This is a genomic window from Coleofasciculaceae cyanobacterium (genome assembly GCA_036703275.1).
GTDB lineage: Bacteria > Cyanobacteriota > Cyanobacteriia > Cyanobacteriales > Xenococcaceae > Waterburya.
Genome location: DATNPK010000028.1, coordinates 205,200 through 222,195, shown reverse-complemented (window position 1 = coordinate 222,195; position 16,996 = coordinate 205,200). Strand labels below are relative to the sequence as shown.

Sequence of the window (16,996 nt, the reverse complement as noted above, 5' to 3'; positions counted from 1 at the left end):
CGCAATTTTACTAATTGCTTGGCTCAACTTTTGATCCCAGTCATTTGTTTAATCTATCGTATCTGGAGAGAGTCCTAATGCCCAAAAAAATACTACCTTCTACTTCAACGCCCAATACAAAATGATCCAGTCTACTTTAGACCTACTGGCAATGAGCCAAATTCGGCGATCGCCTTTTTTTCGACCTAACTGACTCTTCAAAGTATTACCTACCAGATATTCGATATAGTATAAATCAGAGGATGATCGATACAGAAGGAGATTTAAGTTTTGACCCAGATTAGTGAAAACCTGATTAATTCAGATACAGTCAAGCCAGCTAGATATTTGGGTAACGAACTTGGTGCAGTTCACAAGCCTTGGACAGAAGCTGAGGTGCGTTGGGTGCTGACTTATCCCGAAGTCTATGAGGTAGGGGCATCTAACTTAGGTCATATCATTCTCTACAACATTATTAATGCTCAACCGCAACAGCTATGCGATCGCACTTATCTCCCCGCGCCAGATCTATCGGCCAAGCTGCGATCGACTAATACACCTTTATTTGCCTTAGAATCTAAACGTCCCTTATCAGATTTTGATATCCTAGGCTTTAGCCTCAGTTACGAATTAGGGGCGACCAATATCCTAGAAATGCTCAGTTTAGCCAATATTCCTCTTACTTGGAAAGAAAGAGATGCAGGTGATTATCCACTGATTTTTGCAGGGGGACAAACCGCTACTTCCAACCCCGAACCCTATGCTGATTTCTTTGACTTTGTTGCTTTAGGAGATGGTGAAGAATTATTGCCAGAAATAGGTTTAATTATTCGAGAAGGCAAAGCACAAAGACTGAGTAAAGAGGAGCTATTGTTAGATTTAGCTCAAGTTCCTGGGCTATACGTACCTAGATTTTACGAAATGGCAGAAGATGGCTCAATTCATCCAATTACTGCTGATGTCCCCAAACGGATATTACGTCGAGTTGCTACTCCGATACCTGCCTACTCCATTGGCCTAGTGCCTTTTATCGAAACCGTACACGATCGCCTTACCGTAGAAATTAGACGGGGTTGTACTCGTGGCTGTCGTTTTTGTCAGCCAGGGATGTTAACTCGCCCCGCAACGGATGTCGAACCAGAAAAAGTCGTAGACGCGATCGAAAAGGGAATGCGGGCAACTGGCTATAATGAGTTTTCTTTATTATCTCTTAGCTGTTCTGATTACTTAGCTTTACCTGCGGTAGGAATGGAGATTAAAAACCGCTTGCAGGAGGAAAATATATCTCTTTCTCTTCCCAGTCAACGAGTAGATCGCTTTGATGACAACATTGCCGATATTATTGGCGGAATCAGAAAGTCTGGGCTAACTTTTGCCCCCGAAGCTGGTACTCAGCGGATGCGGGATGTAGTTAACAAAGGGTTAACCAACGAAGAGTTGCTACGAGGAATACAAACCGCCGTTGCCCGTGGCTGGAGTAAGGTCAAGCTTTACTTTATGATTGGTTTACCAGGAGAAACTGACGTTGATGTTATTGGTATTGCCGATACGGTGCGTTGGTTACGTCGCGAATGTAGTCAGATTAGCAACAAACGCCTGAACTTTAATATCACTATTTCCAACTTTACTCCTAAACCCCACACTCCTTTTCAGTGGCACTCTGTCTCTACTAGCGAGTTTAGACGCAAACAAGATTTATTACGAGCAGAATTCCGCCGTATTAAAGGAGTTAAAATCAACTACACCGATGTCCGTATTTCAGCGATGGAAGACTTTGTGGGACGAGGCGATCGCCGTCTGGCAGGCGTAGTCAAACGGGCTTGGGAATTAGGTGCAGGCATGGATGCCTGGTGGGAAAATTTGGATCGAGCTTATGATGCTTGGTCACAGGCGATCGCGGAAACAGATTTAACCTGGAAATATCGTCAGGTAGAAAACGGCGAGTGGAATCTCTTTCTAAATCCCGACACTGCAACCTCGATCGCAGATGCTACGGGCGCACCTCTACCTTGGGATCATCTGAATACGGGTATTGACAAACAGTGGCTCAAAGAAGACTTGCAAAGAGCTTTAGATGCTGCTACTGTGCCTGATTGCGCTTTTGATGGCTGTTCTCATTGTGGTGTCTGCGGGACAGATTTTGGACATAATATTGTGGTTGAACCACCTAGCATTCCCAAGTTTGAGGGGCATTTTAAACCCAACCAAAACAAAGAGCAAAAGATCAGAATGTGGTTTGGCAAAATAGCTGAAATGAGTTTAATCAGCCATTTAGATCTTGTACGTCTATTCGATCGCGCAATTCGTCGTGCTGCTTTACCAATTTCCTTTACAGGAGGATATCATCCAGGGCCAAAGATTTCGATTGCCAATGCTTTATCTTTGGGTATTACCAGCAATGGGGAAATAGTTGATTTTGAATTGACTGAAGACATTGAGGTAGAAGAATTCCGCAGCAGATTAGCTGCCCAGTTACCTGAGAATATTCCGATTTACAAAGTTGAAGAAGTAGATCTAAAATCTCTTAATGCCAGCCGTGTAATGGATCGAGCAGAATATATAATTACCGTGCAAGCAGAGGAAGATAGAGAAACTTTATGGCAACAGTGGATTGATGCGATTAACAATAGTCAAGAAATTCCCTGGGAGAAATTTACTAAGTCGGGGAAGAAGCAAGTAGTTAATTTGCGCGATCGCCTCTTCTCTCTTTCCTTGGAATCTGATGGCGATCGCAAAGCAGTTATTCGCTTTACTGGTAGCTGTCGAAATGATGGTACTAATTTATCTCCAGATAACCTGATTTATCTGCTGGAACAAATAGCAAATATTGAATTTCAATTACTCACTGTGCATCGTCAGCAATTGATTCTGAATTAAAGTTAATAATTTTATTTTGCTGGACAATAAATTAAAAAGTTAAATACAACAAATAAGTTAAAAATGAAGAGAAGCAGTCCTAAAGGATTAGCGACAAGTCATAAGATAGCTAAATTTGTTTTGATTCTAAGGTAACTTTTTTACCATTTATAGTTACATTTTCATCCCAAACTTCAAAAGGACAATATTGAAAAATTGATGTTTGTAACAAAGAGCGGATATTAATTGAATATTCAAGCGTCTTCATAGGTAAATAATCTAGAGCGGAACCAAAATATCTTGATGATAGTTGACAACGTATCCAAAGAAAGGGTAAAACTTCAGTAGTCTTATTGTAATTTTGCCAAATTTCTTAACTGACAGACATTAAGTAGCAGAGATACTTTTCATAAAACAAGTAAGGTTTATCATTAATAGTTAATCTATATTCAGAGCGTGAGTCATTTAGTGAATATAAATTACCGAGCAATTCTTTATTTGACGGTTGTATAGTTTTTTCAACCCAATGAACGTTCAATTCATCTTCAATATATTTAGGAGATAAAACATCGGCTGAATGCTCTATCTTCGCAATATAATATTTTTGGTCGCAAGCTTTATTTAAAACAATAATATTAAAGCGATCTGTATCTTCCCAATTTGTTGCAACTTTGCTTTTTTCAAACCCTACTGCAATAAATTGCTCTTCTCGTATCTCTGTATAGCCTTGGGTTAAACTAATTCTAGGAACAAAATCTACAAAATAGATTGTTGAAAGCTTAATTAAGTTCATGTAATCTTTCTTTAATCTCACATATAAAATTAGCGATCGCTTCTTTACTCAAAGACATAACCAAAAAAGGCGATCGCATCTAAATATAAGTACCAAGCTAAATTTAGCTTTCACTTCTCCAATTAATTAGAACTAAATCTTTAACTAGTTGAAAATGTTTGATATTGTTGGTAACAACTACTAAGTTGTGTTGCAATCCAGTTGCAGTAATTATGGCATCACAGTGACTAGCAAATTTATCGTTTTGGCTAACCATTCTCATACCAATCTAGGAAGCCGACATTTCGTGGAATGTATCCTTGGTCGGTAACCTCTCCATCTGCCCAAATTTGTCCTCTTGTTGGACCAGTAATTAGCAAACGTTCATAGTAACCGCATCCTTCATCACTGATAATCATTGTTCCTGCGGCTGTATAATAATAAGCTGCATCAAATTCTGACTCTGTTATTTCTTTGCGATCACATTTTTCTTCTAATTCTATAAAATACGGATCGTCATTAGGAATATAAGCTGAAGTATGAATAAATGGAGTTCTGAAAAAATCATTACTAACTAAATAATTAGCACTTAATACCAAACAATTATTACCTAATATAACTAGGTTTTCTAAAGAACATTCCAGACTTAATAAACCTAATCCACCATCGCCAACGGTAGTTATAAAAGCTCTATACTCGGCAGGCAATTCTATTTCGTATTTCTTTTCTAGTTCAAGCACTTTTTCTAATCCTATTGGTGGATTTAATCTAGGATTATTAATTAGCTTTTGCTTGAGAATTGCAATTCTAGATTCTAAATTATTCATATTTTCATAGAATATTTAAATAGATGAGCGATCGCTTCTTTACTCAAAGACATAACCAAAAAAGGCGATCTCATCTAAATATAAGTCCCAAGCTAAATTTAGCTTTCACTTCTCCAATTAATTAGAACTAAATCTTTAACTAGTTGAAATTTTTATTGCATTGTCGATTGGCACGCAGTAGACGGCGATGAGGGCGCAGACTGGCGATCACCACAAACACAGCAAAAAACCAAAGATTTTTGGCGTTATATGGCACCCCGCTTTAGCAATTATCCCAACGTTATTTTTGAGCTTTATAATGAACCTGGTTATCCCAAACTGCTAACTGCGGAAAATTGGCAAAATTGGCGCGATGTTGCGCAAAAGTGGGTAGATTTAAGAAGAGAACAAGCCCCAGACAACATTATTTTGATTGCTTCTCCTCTATGGGCGCAAATTATTCAATTTGCCCCTGAATATCCTTTTGAGGGCAACAATCTCGCTTATGTCAATCACACCTATGGGGGAATGGAAAAAAGTTGGTCCAAAGAACTAGGTTTAGAATATGACTGGGAGCAAGTATTTGGTAAAGCAGCCGATCGCGTTCCCATATTTATGACTGAATTTGGTTGGCAGGCCGATGCTGAGTGGGAATTTGGCAAGGCGACAACGGCAGAATTTGGTCAACCGATGAAAGAATTTTTAAACAAACGACCTAATATAAACTGGACAATTTGGACTTACGATCACTATTGTTCTCCCAGGCTGGTAGATGAAAACGATCGCGTGTTAGGGGGCAAAAAAATGGGGATTTTTGTTCGTGATTGGCTAAAAGAGGAGTGGGCAAAGTCTACTAATCCAGTAAAGTCATCATGTGTTGATTGTGAGAATCTTTAAAAAATAGAATCGCTGTATCTTTGATGTTGCAATATTTATACTAAATTAAACGGTATTCATTATAGATTAATCGTAAGGGCGAATCGCCCCTACAAATAATGATGTGTCATATTTTTAATTTTAAATTGGTATTAAATGAACTCAATCTAATTCTCCTGTAGGAATAGAATTAATTAATTTGCGAGTATACTCAGTTTTGGGGTTGCGATAGATTTCTTCTGACGTGCCGATCTCTTCGATTCTGCCCTTGTTCATCACGATGATGCGATCGCTCATAAATTTAACCACGCTTAAGTCGTGGGAGATAAAGATATAGGTTAAGCCCATCTGGGTCTGTAGTTCTTTGAGTAGGTTTAATACCTGCGCCTGTACCGAAACATCCAGGGCGGAAACGGACTCATCACAAATAATAAATTGCGGTTCTAATGCCAACGCCCTGGCAATACATACTCGTTGTCTCTGTCCACCAGAAAATTCATGGGGATAACGGTCGATCATGTTAGGATTTAAACCAACCCGTTCTAAAAGTTCGGCTACCTTCTTTTGACGATCGCACTTGATGTTATGCACGACTAAAGGTTCGGCGATCGCTTTACCAATATTGATCCTAGGATTAAGAGAATTATAGGGGTTTTGGAACACAATCTGCATTTGTCGGCGCAGCGATCGCAGTTTCTGGCTTCTTAGTGATAAATTAGTAATGTTGTCGCCGTCAAACATAACATCACCTTCCATCGGTTCAATCAAACGTAGCAACGTTCTGGCTAAAGTAGATTTCCCACAGCCAGATTCCCCTACTAGTCCTAAAGTTTCCCCTGGATAAACTTCAAAAGAAACGTCGTTTACCGCCATCATATATTTCTTAGTTTTGCCAAATACGCCCTTGATCGCGAAGCCAACCCGTAGCTGTTTGACAGACATCAAAGGCTTTTGTTTTAGAAGCTGTTCTAATCTGGATTTCTGTTCGGCTTCAGTAACAACTTGATTGAGCTTATGTTCTATATCTGTTCGCTTCTCGGTAATCTTAATTTCACCTTCTGGGGTGGTAGATACATCCATAAAATCTACTACTGTAGGTAAAGTTTGCAGCCGACGATCTAGACGAGGGCGACAAGCAAGCAAACCTTTAGTGTAGGGATGCTGGGGTTGTTTAAAGACAGACTTAATCTTTCCTGTTTCTACTACCTTCCCAAGATACATTACCGCTACCGAATCAACCAGTTCAGCGATTACGCCAAGATCGTGGGTAATAAAAATCAAAGCCATGCCTCGTTCTTGGCAAAGATTACGCAACAAATCTAAGATAGTAGCCTGAACCGTAACATCTAAGGCTGTTGTAGGTTCATCAGCAATCAAAACAGCAGGATTACAGGAAATCGCCATCGCAATTGTTACCCGCTGTAGCTGTCCCCCAGATAGTTCATGAGGATAGCGTTTGAGTATTTCTTGCTTGCGTCGATTGATCCAGTTGGTTAATTCTCGATCGCTATAGTTCGGATTTTCTTGACTACACTGCTGTTTCAACTCTTCATCACTGGGTAAAAGCTGAACTTCTTGTAACAGGGCGATCGCTTTGATTCTCGCTTCAACAGAAGACACCTTTTGATGTAATAAAATAGCCTCTGTAAGTTGAAACCCAATGTCATAAACGGGATTTAACGCACTCATCGGTTCTTGAAAAATCATGGCGATCTCTCCGCCACGGTAGCTTCTACGTTCGGCTTCGTTCACCTGTAATAGATCGACTGTCGATCTGCCTTCGGGGGTAAACAGAATCTTGCCCTGAGTAATACGCCCAGGAGTAGGAACTAAGCCCATGATCGCCAACGAAGTTACTGACTTACCCGAACCCGACTCCCCAACAATGCCTAACTTTTCCCCTTTACTAAGTTGGAAGTTGAGATGATCGACGGCAACAATAGGTTTACTTTCGGTAGTAAATTGGACTTGTAAATGGCGAACATCTAGAACGGGTTTAGTCATAGTTGAAGGATGAGGGATAAAGGCTACCTTGATAATTGATTTTTTGTTCCTTCAGGGGAATCTTTAAATCAGCTATTCCACGCTCAAAGGTTAACAGAATTTTAACTGATGAATCGCTTAGTTGAATCTTATTAGCAGATTATCCAAACCATTAAAATATTTTTGTAACAACTGTTTCAGCTATAGCGATCGAGATCTCGTTTCTTTGTGATAGTAGCCAAAGGTTCTAGATAACAATCTTGTTAATTTAATCACAATCGTTTTATTTATTTTTAGCTTGCACCAGAATCAACCTCAGAAAGCTCATAAAGAACTCAACGATCGATCATTTATTTTGTGCTTAATTTTTAGAATATCAGTCGATCTCAAGGCAAATTATTTCTATCTAAATTTAGATTTAAGTAATGAAACGTTCAAAGTAAACTGTCAATAATTAATCTCACGGATTTACTGCGATCTAGATCATTGCTGATAAGCAAAATAAGATCCAGGCTATAAATCAATATTTTCGCTGTTTATAAAATTAACTTAAAGCTTTAAATTTAAAAGAGCATAACCACACTAAATCTTTATACACAAGGGCTTAAAGCCAATGTAATAATATATATATTAATTAAATATACTTACTTTATATGGTTGATTTTAAAAGTTGAATTCGTAAGACGGTGCAGAAGTCAGATTGTGAACTACCCGCTCCACTAAGAGATTTGTTTTGCACTTTGAACGCATCGTCAGAATATAATTTGTCGATCTTTATTAGAAACATAAGCGATTTTCATTTAATTAAAATTGAGATTTGGCGTCCTTTTGAAAACAGCCAGCAAGAATATTACTTTTTGTGGTCTGAATGTTTAACTAAGCAGAAGGGTATTATCTGATATGAGAACGAATGTCAGACCAATTCAGCTTGCGATCTACATTTTTATTTTAAAATCTCGGCACTGTTAGACAAGTAAGCATCCTAAATAAGAAAAATAATTATTTTATGAATAATCAAACACAATCTAATTTTATTGAACGTATTAGCATTGGCAGTAATGGTGTTCAAGCTAATGGATACAGTGGCTCCAGCTCGCTCAGCGATGATGGTAGTTATATTTCTTTTGAATCTAATGCTACTAATTTAGTACCCAACGATACTAACGGCTATACTGATACTTTTATTTATAACCGTTTAAATAAAACTGTTGAACTAATTAGTATTGAGCCTAACGGTACACAAGCTAATGGCTCTAGTAGTTCTGGCTCGATCAGCGGTGATGGTAAGTATATAACCTATGCCTCGTTTGCCAGTAATTTAGTCTCAGGAGACACTAATGGACTAAACGATATCTTTGTCTACAATCGTGTAGATAAAACCACCGAATTGATTAGTGTTGCTCCTGATGGTACACAAGCCAACGGCTCTAGCTACCCCAGCGTCATTAGTGATGACGGCAGATATATTTCCTACGAATCTGAAGCAAGTAATTTAGTCTTGGGAGACACTAATGGACTAAACGATATTTTTGTTTACGATCGCATCGAGAAAACTACTGAACGGGTCAATATTGCAGCCAGTGGCATTGAGGCTAATGGTTCTACTCGTCTAGGCTCAATTAGTGATGATGGTAGATATATCGTCTATGAATCTGACGCTAGTAATTTAGTCTCGGAAGACACTAATGGACTAAACGATATTTTTGTTTACGATCGCATCGAGAAAACCACTCAGCGAATAAACGTTGCAGCCAATGGCACTCAAGCCAGTGGTAATACTAATTTTGGCTCAATTAGTGGTGATGGCAAATATATTATCTATGAATCTGACGCTAGTAATCTAGTCTTAGATGACACTAATGGACAGCGCGATATTTTTATTTACGATCTCATTAAGCAAACTACCGAACGAGTTAATGTTGCAGCCAATGGTACTCAATCTAACGGCTATAGCGAAAAAGCTTCAATCAGTGATGATGGAAGATATGTTGCTTTCTTGTCTGATGCGAATAATTTAGTCTCAAATGACACCGACGCTAAAGCTAATGTTTTTGTTCGCGATCGCTTTACGCAAACTACCGCGCGTTATACTGCTGATTCTTTTCCTACTCTCAGCGGTGATGGTCAAAATATATTATTCAATTCTAGTATCAGCAGCTTAGTTCCTGGCGATACCAACAATGCGGGAGATGTGTTCGTCATCAACCGTGGTAATCCAGGCATGAGTCGTTTTACTACCGAAAACGTTCATCGTTTTTATCAGTTTAAACTTGGCTCACATCTGTATACTACTGATAAAAATGAAATTAACGTTGTTAAAGCAAAAAGCGCAGCAGGAGAACTATCCTATCAAGACGAAGCAGAGAAATATACTGTCCTAACTAGTAATAAGGATGCTTTAACTGGAGAAACAATTGCTGGAGTCAAGCCTATTTATCGCTTTTTTAATACCCAGACAGGTTCGCATCTATACACTATGGATGAGAATGAAAAAACTTTTATCGAGCAGAAGTTGCCGAATTATAATTCTGAAGGAGTTAAATATCACGCTTTTGAATTTGAACCAGCAGCAATAGAAACTATTCCGGTGTTTAGAATGCTCAACAGTGATTCGGGTTCTCACCTTTATACTATCGATCAAAATGAATTAAATAGTATTAAAGCAAATTTACCCAATTATTCCATGGAAAACAACGGTAATCCGGTTTTCCATGTGTTTGAACTGTAGATCAGATCGATTAGAGTCAATTAAAAAGCGATCGCTCCTAACACACGAGCGATCGCTTTTTAGATTAATTGTTCTTAGTCGGCTAATGAACCTAGAATACTAAGTAGAAAAACTGTTGTAATCTAGCGCAGATATTTATCATGACTGATGACGGTCTAGCATTACATCACATGAATCCTCTGAGTCGATTTACCAGTCGTGCTGAAGATTATGCTAAGTACCGACCTAGTTATCCTGGTGCGTTAATTGACCGTATTGTGGATGGATTAGATATCGATCGGTTAATTGCTGCGGATATTGGCGCGGGAACGGGAATTTCGAGTCGTTTATTAGCCGCTCGCGGAATTAAAGTTATTGCAATTGAGCCAAATGCAGCTATGAGAAGAGTAGCGAAGGTTCATCCCTTAGTAGAATTTCGTGATGGTAGTGCAGAGAATAGCAAATTACCTGATGCCTCAGTCGATCTAGTTACCTGCTTCCAGGCTTTTCACTGGTTTAATCCCGAACCTACCCTGAAAGAATTTGCTCGTATTCTTAAGCCACAAGGTAAATTGGCAGCAGTTTGGCATAATTACGCTCGAGAAGATCCATTTACCAGCGAGTACACTGCACTTACTCAAATAGCTTCTAATAATTTTTCTAAATTGCGTCATGGCACAGAAAGATTTTTACGAAATACTTCTTGGTTTAATCCTGTCCATCATTTAGTCTTTTGTAGTCGACAGGCTTTAAGTGCGGAAGCTTTAGTCGGTAGAGCGATGAGTACTTCATATATTCCCCAAGAAGGAGAAGTACATCAAAAATTGGTTCAAGATTTAGCTAATTTGCATCAACAGTATTGCGATCGAGCAGGTTTAGTTTATTTGCAATATAAAACCAGCCTTTATTTAACCGAACTATCGGCTAGAAGTTAGCAATGAAAAACAATGTACAAACTATATGATTTTTTACCTTCAGGTAATGGCTATAAAATTCGCTTACTGTTGAATTTATTAGAAATTCCTTAGAGAAACTAGAACTCCTGAGTTTTTGTCAAAAAACCCTAAATCCTAAATTAACCTGAACTCGGGATAAGCTGAAAGGCTTGTATTTTCGTTCGCTGCCAAACTGTTATTTTCCTGGAATTTTTAAGAAGCGATTAGCGATTAGCAATTAGCGATTAGCTTTCATAACCCTTAAATTGCCTTAACCCGAACTGAGGTTAAATTAATAATTCGGTTTTTACTCCTAGGCGATCGGGAAAACCGTAAATTTAAACTATTGTAAATAAAACAAGTTTTTGTTACATTTATTTACAGATAAAGATAAATAACTTAACAAAGCAAAACGGAGTATTAACGATGACTACTTTATTAATTGCAGTATTCTTAATTGGCTGGACAGCAGCAGCGGTAATTGGAACTCAAGCTTATTTTCTGGGAGAACAATCTAAGCCTATCCATGAACGCAATCTTAAATCAGAATCATTTGAATTGTTGGCTAAATCATTCACGGGAAGAGATACAGACTATGGCGAGCGCATTCCTGCTTTTGCTTTAGATACCTACGCCAGCAATAATCTGACTCAAAAATAGATTTGAGGATTCTCTTGTCGCAGCTTTTAGTTAACTTCGGTACTACCGCTTTATACATCGTTCAGTAGTAATGCAACAATGCAATGCCAAAAATGTTCTAATACTACTAAGATCAAAATCAAGAACAGGTATATTTCGGTAAAATAATCGGTAAATAAAGACGAATCAGAACTAAATGCTGCCGAGAGAAGACATATTAAAGCGTGTAGAAAACAAAGAAGAAATTGTTCGCGTTATCGACAAAGCTGAACAAGCAATCAAAAACTGGGAAATAGTCCTTACTGATTTTCTTTCTCCTCCCGTACTTGCAGAGGTAGAAACAATCTTTGAGAATTTAACCGAAATTACGGCTTTACCCTGGGGTGGCTATCCCCAAGCCGAAAGACAGCGAGTAGCATTATCTCGTCCTGATATTCCTCTAGATGAGTCACAAGTTGAGTTAGCTGCTTTAGATATCGCAGGTAACTTTCTTTTCGATCCTGCTACTCATCGAGATTTTCTGGGTTCGATTTTGGGTACAGGTATTACCCGAGACAAGGTAGGAGATATTATTGTTTTAGGGGAAAGAGGCGCACAGGCAATAGTTGTTCCAGAGATGGTAGAGTTTTTAACTTCTTCCTTAACACAAGTACGTTCGGTTGCGGTTAAGACTCAGCAGATCGAATTTAGCGAATTAAAAATTCGTCCACCAACAAAGAAAGAGATGACTACAGTAGAAGCCTCGATGCGCCTAGATGCGATCGCCTCGGCTGGATTTGGTATGTCTCGTAGTAAAATGGCAGATGCCATCACTGGTAAAGACGTTCGAGTCAACTGGAAGGAAATAACCCAGTCTAGCTATAACGTTAAAGAAGGAGATCTAATTGCAGTGAGGGGTAAAGGTAGATTAGAAATTGGCGAGGTATCTGTAACTAAGAAACAACGCTATCGAGTTAATTTAGTGCGATATAAATAAATAATTAAACTCCAAATACCATCAAACACCATAACATTACCCAGCTAAACTGATGACTACAACTCCCCAATCACCCACAACCGATGAACTGAAATACGGCGAAAGAGCGATCGCTGAAGGCGAATTGATCACTTTTCCCAACCCCAGAATTGGACGCAAATATGACGTTAGTATCACTTTGCCAGAATTTACCTGTAAATGTCCTTTTTCTGGCTATCCTGACTTTGCCACGATTTATATCACCTATTCTCCCGATCGAACAGTAGTAGAACTAAAAGGTTTGAAGCTATATATTAACAGCTATCGCGATCGCTATATTCCTCACGAAGAAGTAGTAAATCAAATCCTCGACGATTTTGTAGCCGCTTGCGATCCCTTATTCGCTACTGTAAAAGGAGACTTTACCCCTAGAGGTAATGTTCATACAGTAATTGAAGTACATCACCAAAAATCATAGATTTGTTTTGTTGACACGGCTTGCAAATCTAGCTTTCGTGTTCTTCTTTGTAGTAGCTTATGAAGACTTAAGAATTGCTAACATGGTTAAAAACCATAACCTTGCCAAGTTTATAACCGACACTGGATGGTATCAATTTAGAGTCTGGCTGGAGTATTTCGTTGCTAAGTTTGGGAAGATAACTATTGCGGTTGCTCCTCAGTACACCTCAGTCAATTGTTCTGAGTGTGGAACGAAGGTAACCAAAACACTTAGCACGAGAACTCATAAATGCAAGTGTAGCTGCAATCTAAGACGTGACCATAACGTAGCTAGAAATATACTCTCAATAATTGGCTAAATTTAAAACATTGTAATGAGCTGAAGAATCTTTCATAATTATCTCAACGATAATCAGAACTTTGAATATCTTGCAAACGAGCTTCATTACGCAAAAAACGATCCATTTGAGCCGTAAAAAACGCCCGATTTTTTTGCAAATGTTCGGGATTCTCATCATCTAATGGATACAGTAAAGCTTGGCGCAAGGCTTGAATTACTGCCGAAGTAACGTTGTACATTGAGCGCTGAAAAGTAATTCCTAACTGTACCAGCATATCGTCTTCCCCACGACAGTGTTGTTTGTAGTAGTCCACCAGATAATCTGGTAGAAAATGCCACATGTCATCCATCAGCAGCGTAGGAGGAATCCCTGCCATCCCCACAGGTAAGACATCGGCATAGAGAATCCCATAGTGAAAGTCTGGCTGATTATCTGGTACTTGTTTGGCTTGAGCGTTATAAGATTTAGTGCCACGAAACGGAGAAGTCCGATAAAAGACAGCCTCTACATAGGGTAAAGCAGCTTCATATAGCCAGGTAAAGCCTTGGGATTTGGGGATAATTTCATAGCATTCATCACCAATGTATACATGATGGTAAATTGGTCTACCTGCCACCGCAAAGATTCCGTTAACCAAGAAGTTCATTGCTTCGGGGACATCTTTAAATCCACCCTCATCATAAATATCGGACATTTCTAAAAATACGGGACACATCACCTCCCAAAATAGTCCTAAATTAGAATAGTAAGAAAGCTGTCGCACCTGTTCTAAAAACATATCGGGGAATAATTTATACATTCCCAACATTGCGGGGTTGTTTTTAAAATAGGCTTTGATTGCCCGATCCGCATTGGCTTGATATTCCTCACTATCTAAATATTCGTTGAATTTAGGATTAAGATCCTGATGCCAAAACATCGCCCGCATACAAGCCTCGGCAAATTCCATATTGATGCGATCGTGGTTGAGGTGATGTAATAATTTGGGCATTTTTCCCGTTTCCCCTTTAGCCATAAACTCTAAAAGTTCTGGATGGGCTGATGCTTTACCGCGCCACACTTGAAGGTCAGCGTCTTTTCCTGCATAGTGATTGGGTAAATCTAAATATTCTTGGGGCAAAAAGTATTTAAACCAGGGTAAAGGATTGAGAAATACTCGTTCGGCAATATAAAGTAGATCGCGCCAATAAAAATCCATGGGGATAGCATAAGCTTTATAAATACCAATGATCTGCATCAAGTTTTCGGGGGTATCAGGTAGCATCGATCCTCCCGCCTCTAAGCGATGAATTACATCGGCAAATTGATGATTGGAAGGTAAAAGTTTAGTTTTAGATTGGATCATTTTAATTGTTAGGGGCGAACGGCCGTTCACCCGTACTGTTACAGTTATTAATGGTTAATTGTTAAGATCTCTTTTTGAGCCACAGTAGTTGCAGTAGTCGGATGACTGGCAATAACGCTAAATTCAGTGAGGTTAGTTAACCATGCTGGTTGTAAACCCAAGATGACAATTAGCATAGCTAGAACAAATGCGGGCATACGTTCAGCTAACTTTACTTGAGGATAAACATTAGGGGTTTGCCGACAGTCAATTTTGCCGAAGAAAGTTTTATTAAGCAGAATGACAAAGTAAACTGAAGTCAGACCTGTAGCAATCAGGCAAAGTATAGTCAAAGTTGGAAATACGGTAAAGCTGCCCTGAAAAGAGATATATTCACCGATAAACCCGACCATGCCAGGTATCCCTGCACTTGCCATTACCGCCAGAATAGTTAAACCGCCAATGAGGGGTAAACCCCGTTGGGGATTCATCAAACCAGTAAGAACATTAAGATCTCGACTGCCAGTTTTGGTTTCTACTATTCCGACTAAGTAAAATAATAGTGCCACGATCAACCCGTGCGCAAACATTTGGCAAATTGCCCCCGAAATGGCAATCGAAGTCCCCGCTGCTGTAGCTAACACGACAAAAGCAATATGAGCAATGGAACTATATGCCACCATTTTTTTGAGGTCAGTTTGGGAAATAGCCACAAACGAGGCATACAAAGCACTAACTGTAGCGATCGCCGCCAACCAAACTGCAACATTATTCCATAATTGAGGAAATAACCCTAAACCAAAGCGAATTAACCCATAAGTTCCTAATTTTGAAAGTATACCGCCTAAAATCATTGATACAGATGTCGGTGATTCTGTATAGGCATCGGGCAACCAAGTATGTAGAGGAACAAGAGGGGTTTTGATAGCAAAGCCAATAATTAAAGTGATTAACAAAATTAGTTGTTTGCCAAAAGGTAAGATCTGAGTCTGTACCATTTCATAATCAAAACTACTATTTGTCAAAAAGACAATTCCCAAGAAAGCAGCTAGGACAAAAATACCTGAAAATGCCGTATAAAGTAAATACTTAGTAGCTGCATAACCACGATTTTTTCCTCCCCAAATATTGATTAACAGATAAACGGGAATTAATTTTATTTCGTAAAAAATGAAGAACAAAAGTAGGTTTTGTGCGAGTAATGCACCATTGATGCAACCTGCCAAAATTAGAATTAGACCGTAAAAAAGTTTAGGTCTAGCAAAAAGGCTATTTTCTTCTTGAGGTGAGTCACCGTTATAAATTGCCAGACAAATAAGTAAATTATTGAGGACAATTAAAGGTAAAGATAAGCCATCAACCCCCAAATTATAATTAAGCCCTAAGACTTCAATCCAAGGTAAAAATTCAGTTAATTGTAAACCTTGAAGTTGAAAGTCATAGCGGGAGATTAATAATAAAGAAAGCAAAAAACTAATGGTACTAATTACTAAACTTGTTATCCGTATTATTTGTGAATTTTTATTTGGTAAACAAGCAATAATTAATACCCCTACAATAGGTAGCCAAACTAAAAAACTAAGCATGAGAAAGTAGGGAAATAAATTAACTAACTAGTTACTGGTTTAAGTAATTAACTGGACTTCTGCTGTGTTTAAATCGAAATAACCACCGACAATTTTTAATTGATTTTCGCTAATTAGTTGAGAGATTACTGGAGATGAGTTTAATCGATCAATTTGGAGCAAAACGTTACGTTTAACAGTATCTATCAGATAGCTTTTGGAGGTTTTATCTCCTTCTTTAATAGCTGGTTTAATTGCTGCTAAAATACTCCCAATACTTCCTGGGACTGGTTTACCTGCAATAGTTGCTTTAACAGCACCACATTCTTCATGACCAAGTACTAAAATTAACTTGCTACCTAACACAGCACTGCCAAATTCCAGGCTGCCAATTTCTTCGGGGGTGGCGATATTTCCCGCATCGCGAACCACAAAAGTATCTCCAAATCCCTGGTCGAAAATGATTTCTACAGGAAGACGGGAATCAGCACAGGCGAGAATCGAAGCAAAGGGAAATTGTTCTTTGGCAACTTCTGCTATGTGTTCAAAATCTTGATTGGGATATTGACTTTGATTATTAACAAATCTTTTATTACCCTCCATTAGTAAATTTAAAGCTTCATCTGGAGTAATATTTTCGTTGCTAGTCTGAGAATTAATATCGGTAGATTCGGCATGAGTTAAATTAGCTGTTAAACCATTAACGGCAACTGTTGTTCCTAGAGCGATCGCTCCGTATTGTAATAATTTTCTTCTATTAAGCGATAAATCGTGTTTCATTTTGTAACAAAAATTCCTA

16 protein-coding genes are annotated in these 16,996 nt (G+C 38.6%); 8 read left to right on the top strand and 8 right to left on the bottom strand.

Annotated features, from left to right (window positions below):
• Positions 1-270 precede the first annotated feature (270 nt).
• The gene (locus tag V6C71_07755) at positions 271-2,856 is read left to right on the top strand and encodes a TIGR03960 family B12-binding radical SAM protein (GenBank protein HEY9768392.1); all 2,586 of its coding nucleotides are present in this window, start codon (positions 271-273) and stop codon (positions 2,854-2,856) included.
• A gap of 109 nt (positions 2,857-2,965) precedes the next feature.
• On the opposite strand, the gene V6C71_07750 is transcribed toward V6C71_07755, so the two are convergent.
• From V6C71_07750 to V6C71_07735, 4 genes are all read right to left on the bottom strand, one after another.
• A complete protein-coding gene (locus V6C71_07750) occupies positions 2,966-3,103 on the bottom strand; it encodes a hypothetical protein (protein HEY9768391.1) in 138 nt (45 codons plus the stop codon).
• Positions 3,104-3,208: 105 nt separating this feature from the next.
• The gene (locus V6C71_07745; GenBank protein HEY9768390.1) at positions 3,209-3,628 is read right to left on the bottom strand and encodes a hypothetical protein; all 420 of its coding nucleotides are present in this window, start codon (positions 3,626-3,628) and stop codon (positions 3,209-3,211) included.
• Positions 3,629-3,731: 103 nt separating this feature from the next.
• Entirely contained in the window at positions 3,732-3,884 is a 153-nt protein-coding gene (locus V6C71_07740) for a hypothetical protein (GenBank protein HEY9768389.1), read from the bottom strand.
• Complete coding sequence (locus V6C71_07735) at positions 3,877-4,434, bottom strand: hypothetical protein (GenBank protein ID HEY9768388.1); 558 nt, start codon at positions 4,432-4,434, stop codon at positions 3,877-3,879. The genes V6C71_07740 and V6C71_07735 overlap by 8 nt, the downstream gene beginning before the upstream one ends.
• 159 nt (positions 4,435-4,593) lie before the next feature.
• Between V6C71_07735 and V6C71_07730 the strand changes: the two genes are divergently transcribed.
• Positions 4,594-5,310, top strand: a complete 717-nt coding sequence (locus tag V6C71_07730; GenBank protein ID HEY9768387.1) for a cellulase family glycosylhydrolase — start codon at positions 4,594-4,596, stop codon at positions 5,308-5,310.
• Between the two features lie 141 nt (positions 5,311-5,451).
• Here the strand turns inward: V6C71_07730 and V6C71_07725 are convergent, their stop codons facing one another.
• Complete coding sequence (locus V6C71_07725; GenBank protein HEY9768386.1) at positions 5,452-7,293, bottom strand: ABC transporter ATP-binding protein; 1,842 nt, start codon at positions 7,291-7,293, stop codon at positions 5,452-5,454.
• A 985-nt stretch (positions 7,294-8,278) separates the two neighbouring features.
• Between V6C71_07725 and V6C71_07720 the strand changes: the two genes are divergently transcribed.
• The 6 genes from V6C71_07720 (at position 8,279) to V6C71_07695 (ending at position 13,326) form a co-directional block, all read left to right on the top strand.
• A complete protein-coding gene (locus V6C71_07720; protein ID HEY9768385.1) occupies positions 8,279-10,000 on the top strand; it encodes a hypothetical protein in 1,722 nt (573 codons plus the stop codon).
• Between the two features lie 140 nt (positions 10,001-10,140).
• Positions 10,141-10,914, top strand: a complete 774-nt coding sequence (locus V6C71_07715) for a class I SAM-dependent methyltransferase (GenBank protein ID HEY9768384.1) — start codon at positions 10,141-10,143, stop codon at positions 10,912-10,914.
• 426 nt (positions 10,915-11,340) lie between these two features.
• Positions 11,341-11,574 (top strand): hypothetical protein, encoded by a 234-nt coding sequence (locus V6C71_07710; protein HEY9768383.1) that lies wholly within the window; start codon positions 11,341-11,343, stop codon positions 11,572-11,574.
• A 175-nt stretch (positions 11,575-11,749) separates the two neighbouring features.
• Positions 11,750-12,529: a photosystem II S4 domain protein gene (locus tag V6C71_07705; GenBank protein ID HEY9768382.1), complete on the top strand. Its 780-nt coding sequence runs from the start codon at positions 11,750-11,752 to the stop codon at positions 12,527-12,529.
• Positions 12,530-12,581: 52 nt separating this feature from the next.
• Complete coding sequence (gene queF, locus V6C71_07700; protein ID HEY9768381.1) at positions 12,582-12,986, top strand: preQ(1) synthase; 405 nt, start codon at positions 12,582-12,584, stop codon at positions 12,984-12,986.
• 82 nt (positions 12,987-13,068) lie between these two features.
• Entirely contained in the window at positions 13,069-13,326 is a 258-nt protein-coding gene (locus V6C71_07695; GenBank protein HEY9768380.1) for a zinc ribbon domain-containing protein, read from the top strand.
• Between the two features lie 43 nt (positions 13,327-13,369).
• Here the strand turns inward: V6C71_07695 and V6C71_07690 are convergent, their stop codons facing one another.
• The 3 genes from V6C71_07690 to V6C71_07680 are packed head-to-tail and all read right to left on the bottom strand — an operon-like array spanning position 13,370 to position 16,977.
• Positions 13,370-14,653, bottom strand: coding sequence for a CO2 hydration protein (locus V6C71_07690; GenBank protein HEY9768379.1), 1,284 nt, complete (start codon positions 14,651-14,653; stop codon positions 13,370-13,372).
• A gap of 47 nt (positions 14,654-14,700) precedes the next feature.
• Entirely contained in the window at positions 14,701-16,218 is a 1,518-nt protein-coding gene (locus tag V6C71_07685) for an NADH-quinone oxidoreductase subunit M (protein ID HEY9768378.1), read from the bottom strand.
• Positions 16,219-16,257: 39 nt separating this feature from the next.
• On the bottom strand, positions 16,258-16,977 hold the full coding sequence (locus V6C71_07680) for a carbonic anhydrase (protein ID HEY9768377.1): 720 nt from the start codon (positions 16,975-16,977) through the stop codon (positions 16,258-16,260).
• Positions 16,978-16,996: the final 19 nt, after the last annotated feature.

Bases quoted from the DNA above. Each gene is read 5' to 3' on its own strand.
- V6C71_07695 (HEY9768380.1), top strand. From the start codon at position 13,069: ATGGTTAAAAACCATAACCTTGCCAAGTTTATAACCGACACTGGATGG.
- V6C71_07680 (HEY9768377.1), bottom strand. From the start codon at position 16,977: ATGAAACACGATTTATCGCTTAATAGAAGAAAATTATTACAATACGGA.
- V6C71_07705 (HEY9768382.1), top strand. From the start codon at position 11,750: ATGCTGCCGAGAGAAGACATATTAAAGCGTGTAGAAAACAAAGAAGAA.
- V6C71_07690 (HEY9768379.1), bottom strand. From the start codon at position 14,653: ATGATCCAATCTAAAACTAAACTTTTACCTTCCAATCATCAATTTGCC.
- queF (HEY9768381.1), top strand. From the start codon at position 12,582: ATGACTACAACTCCCCAATCACCCACAACCGATGAACTGAAATACGGC.
- V6C71_07735 (HEY9768388.1), bottom strand. From the start codon at position 4,434: ATGAATAATTTAGAATCTAGAATTGCAATTCTCAAGCAAAAGCTAATT.
- V6C71_07685 (HEY9768378.1), bottom strand. From the start codon at position 16,218: ATGCTTAGTTTTTTAGTTTGGCTACCTATTGTAGGGGTATTAATTATT.
- V6C71_07740 (HEY9768389.1), bottom strand. From the start codon at position 3,884: ATGGTTAGCCAAAACGATAAATTTGCTAGTCACTGTGATGCCATAATT.
- V6C71_07710 (HEY9768383.1), top strand. From the start codon at position 11,341: ATGACTACTTTATTAATTGCAGTATTCTTAATTGGCTGGACAGCAGCA.
- V6C71_07715 (HEY9768384.1), top strand. From the start codon at position 10,141: ATGACTGATGACGGTCTAGCATTACATCACATGAATCCTCTGAGTCGA.
- V6C71_07750 (HEY9768391.1), bottom strand. From the start codon at position 3,103: ATGAAGACGCTTGAATATTCAATTAATATCCGCTCTTTGTTACAAACA.
- V6C71_07745 (HEY9768390.1), bottom strand. From the start codon at position 3,628: ATGAACTTAATTAAGCTTTCAACAATCTATTTTGTAGATTTTGTTCCT.
- V6C71_07725 (HEY9768386.1), bottom strand. From the start codon at position 7,293: ATGACTAAACCCGTTCTAGATGTTCGCCATTTACAAGTCCAATTTACT.
- V6C71_07720 (HEY9768385.1), top strand. From the start codon at position 8,279: ATGAATAATCAAACACAATCTAATTTTATTGAACGTATTAGCATTGGC.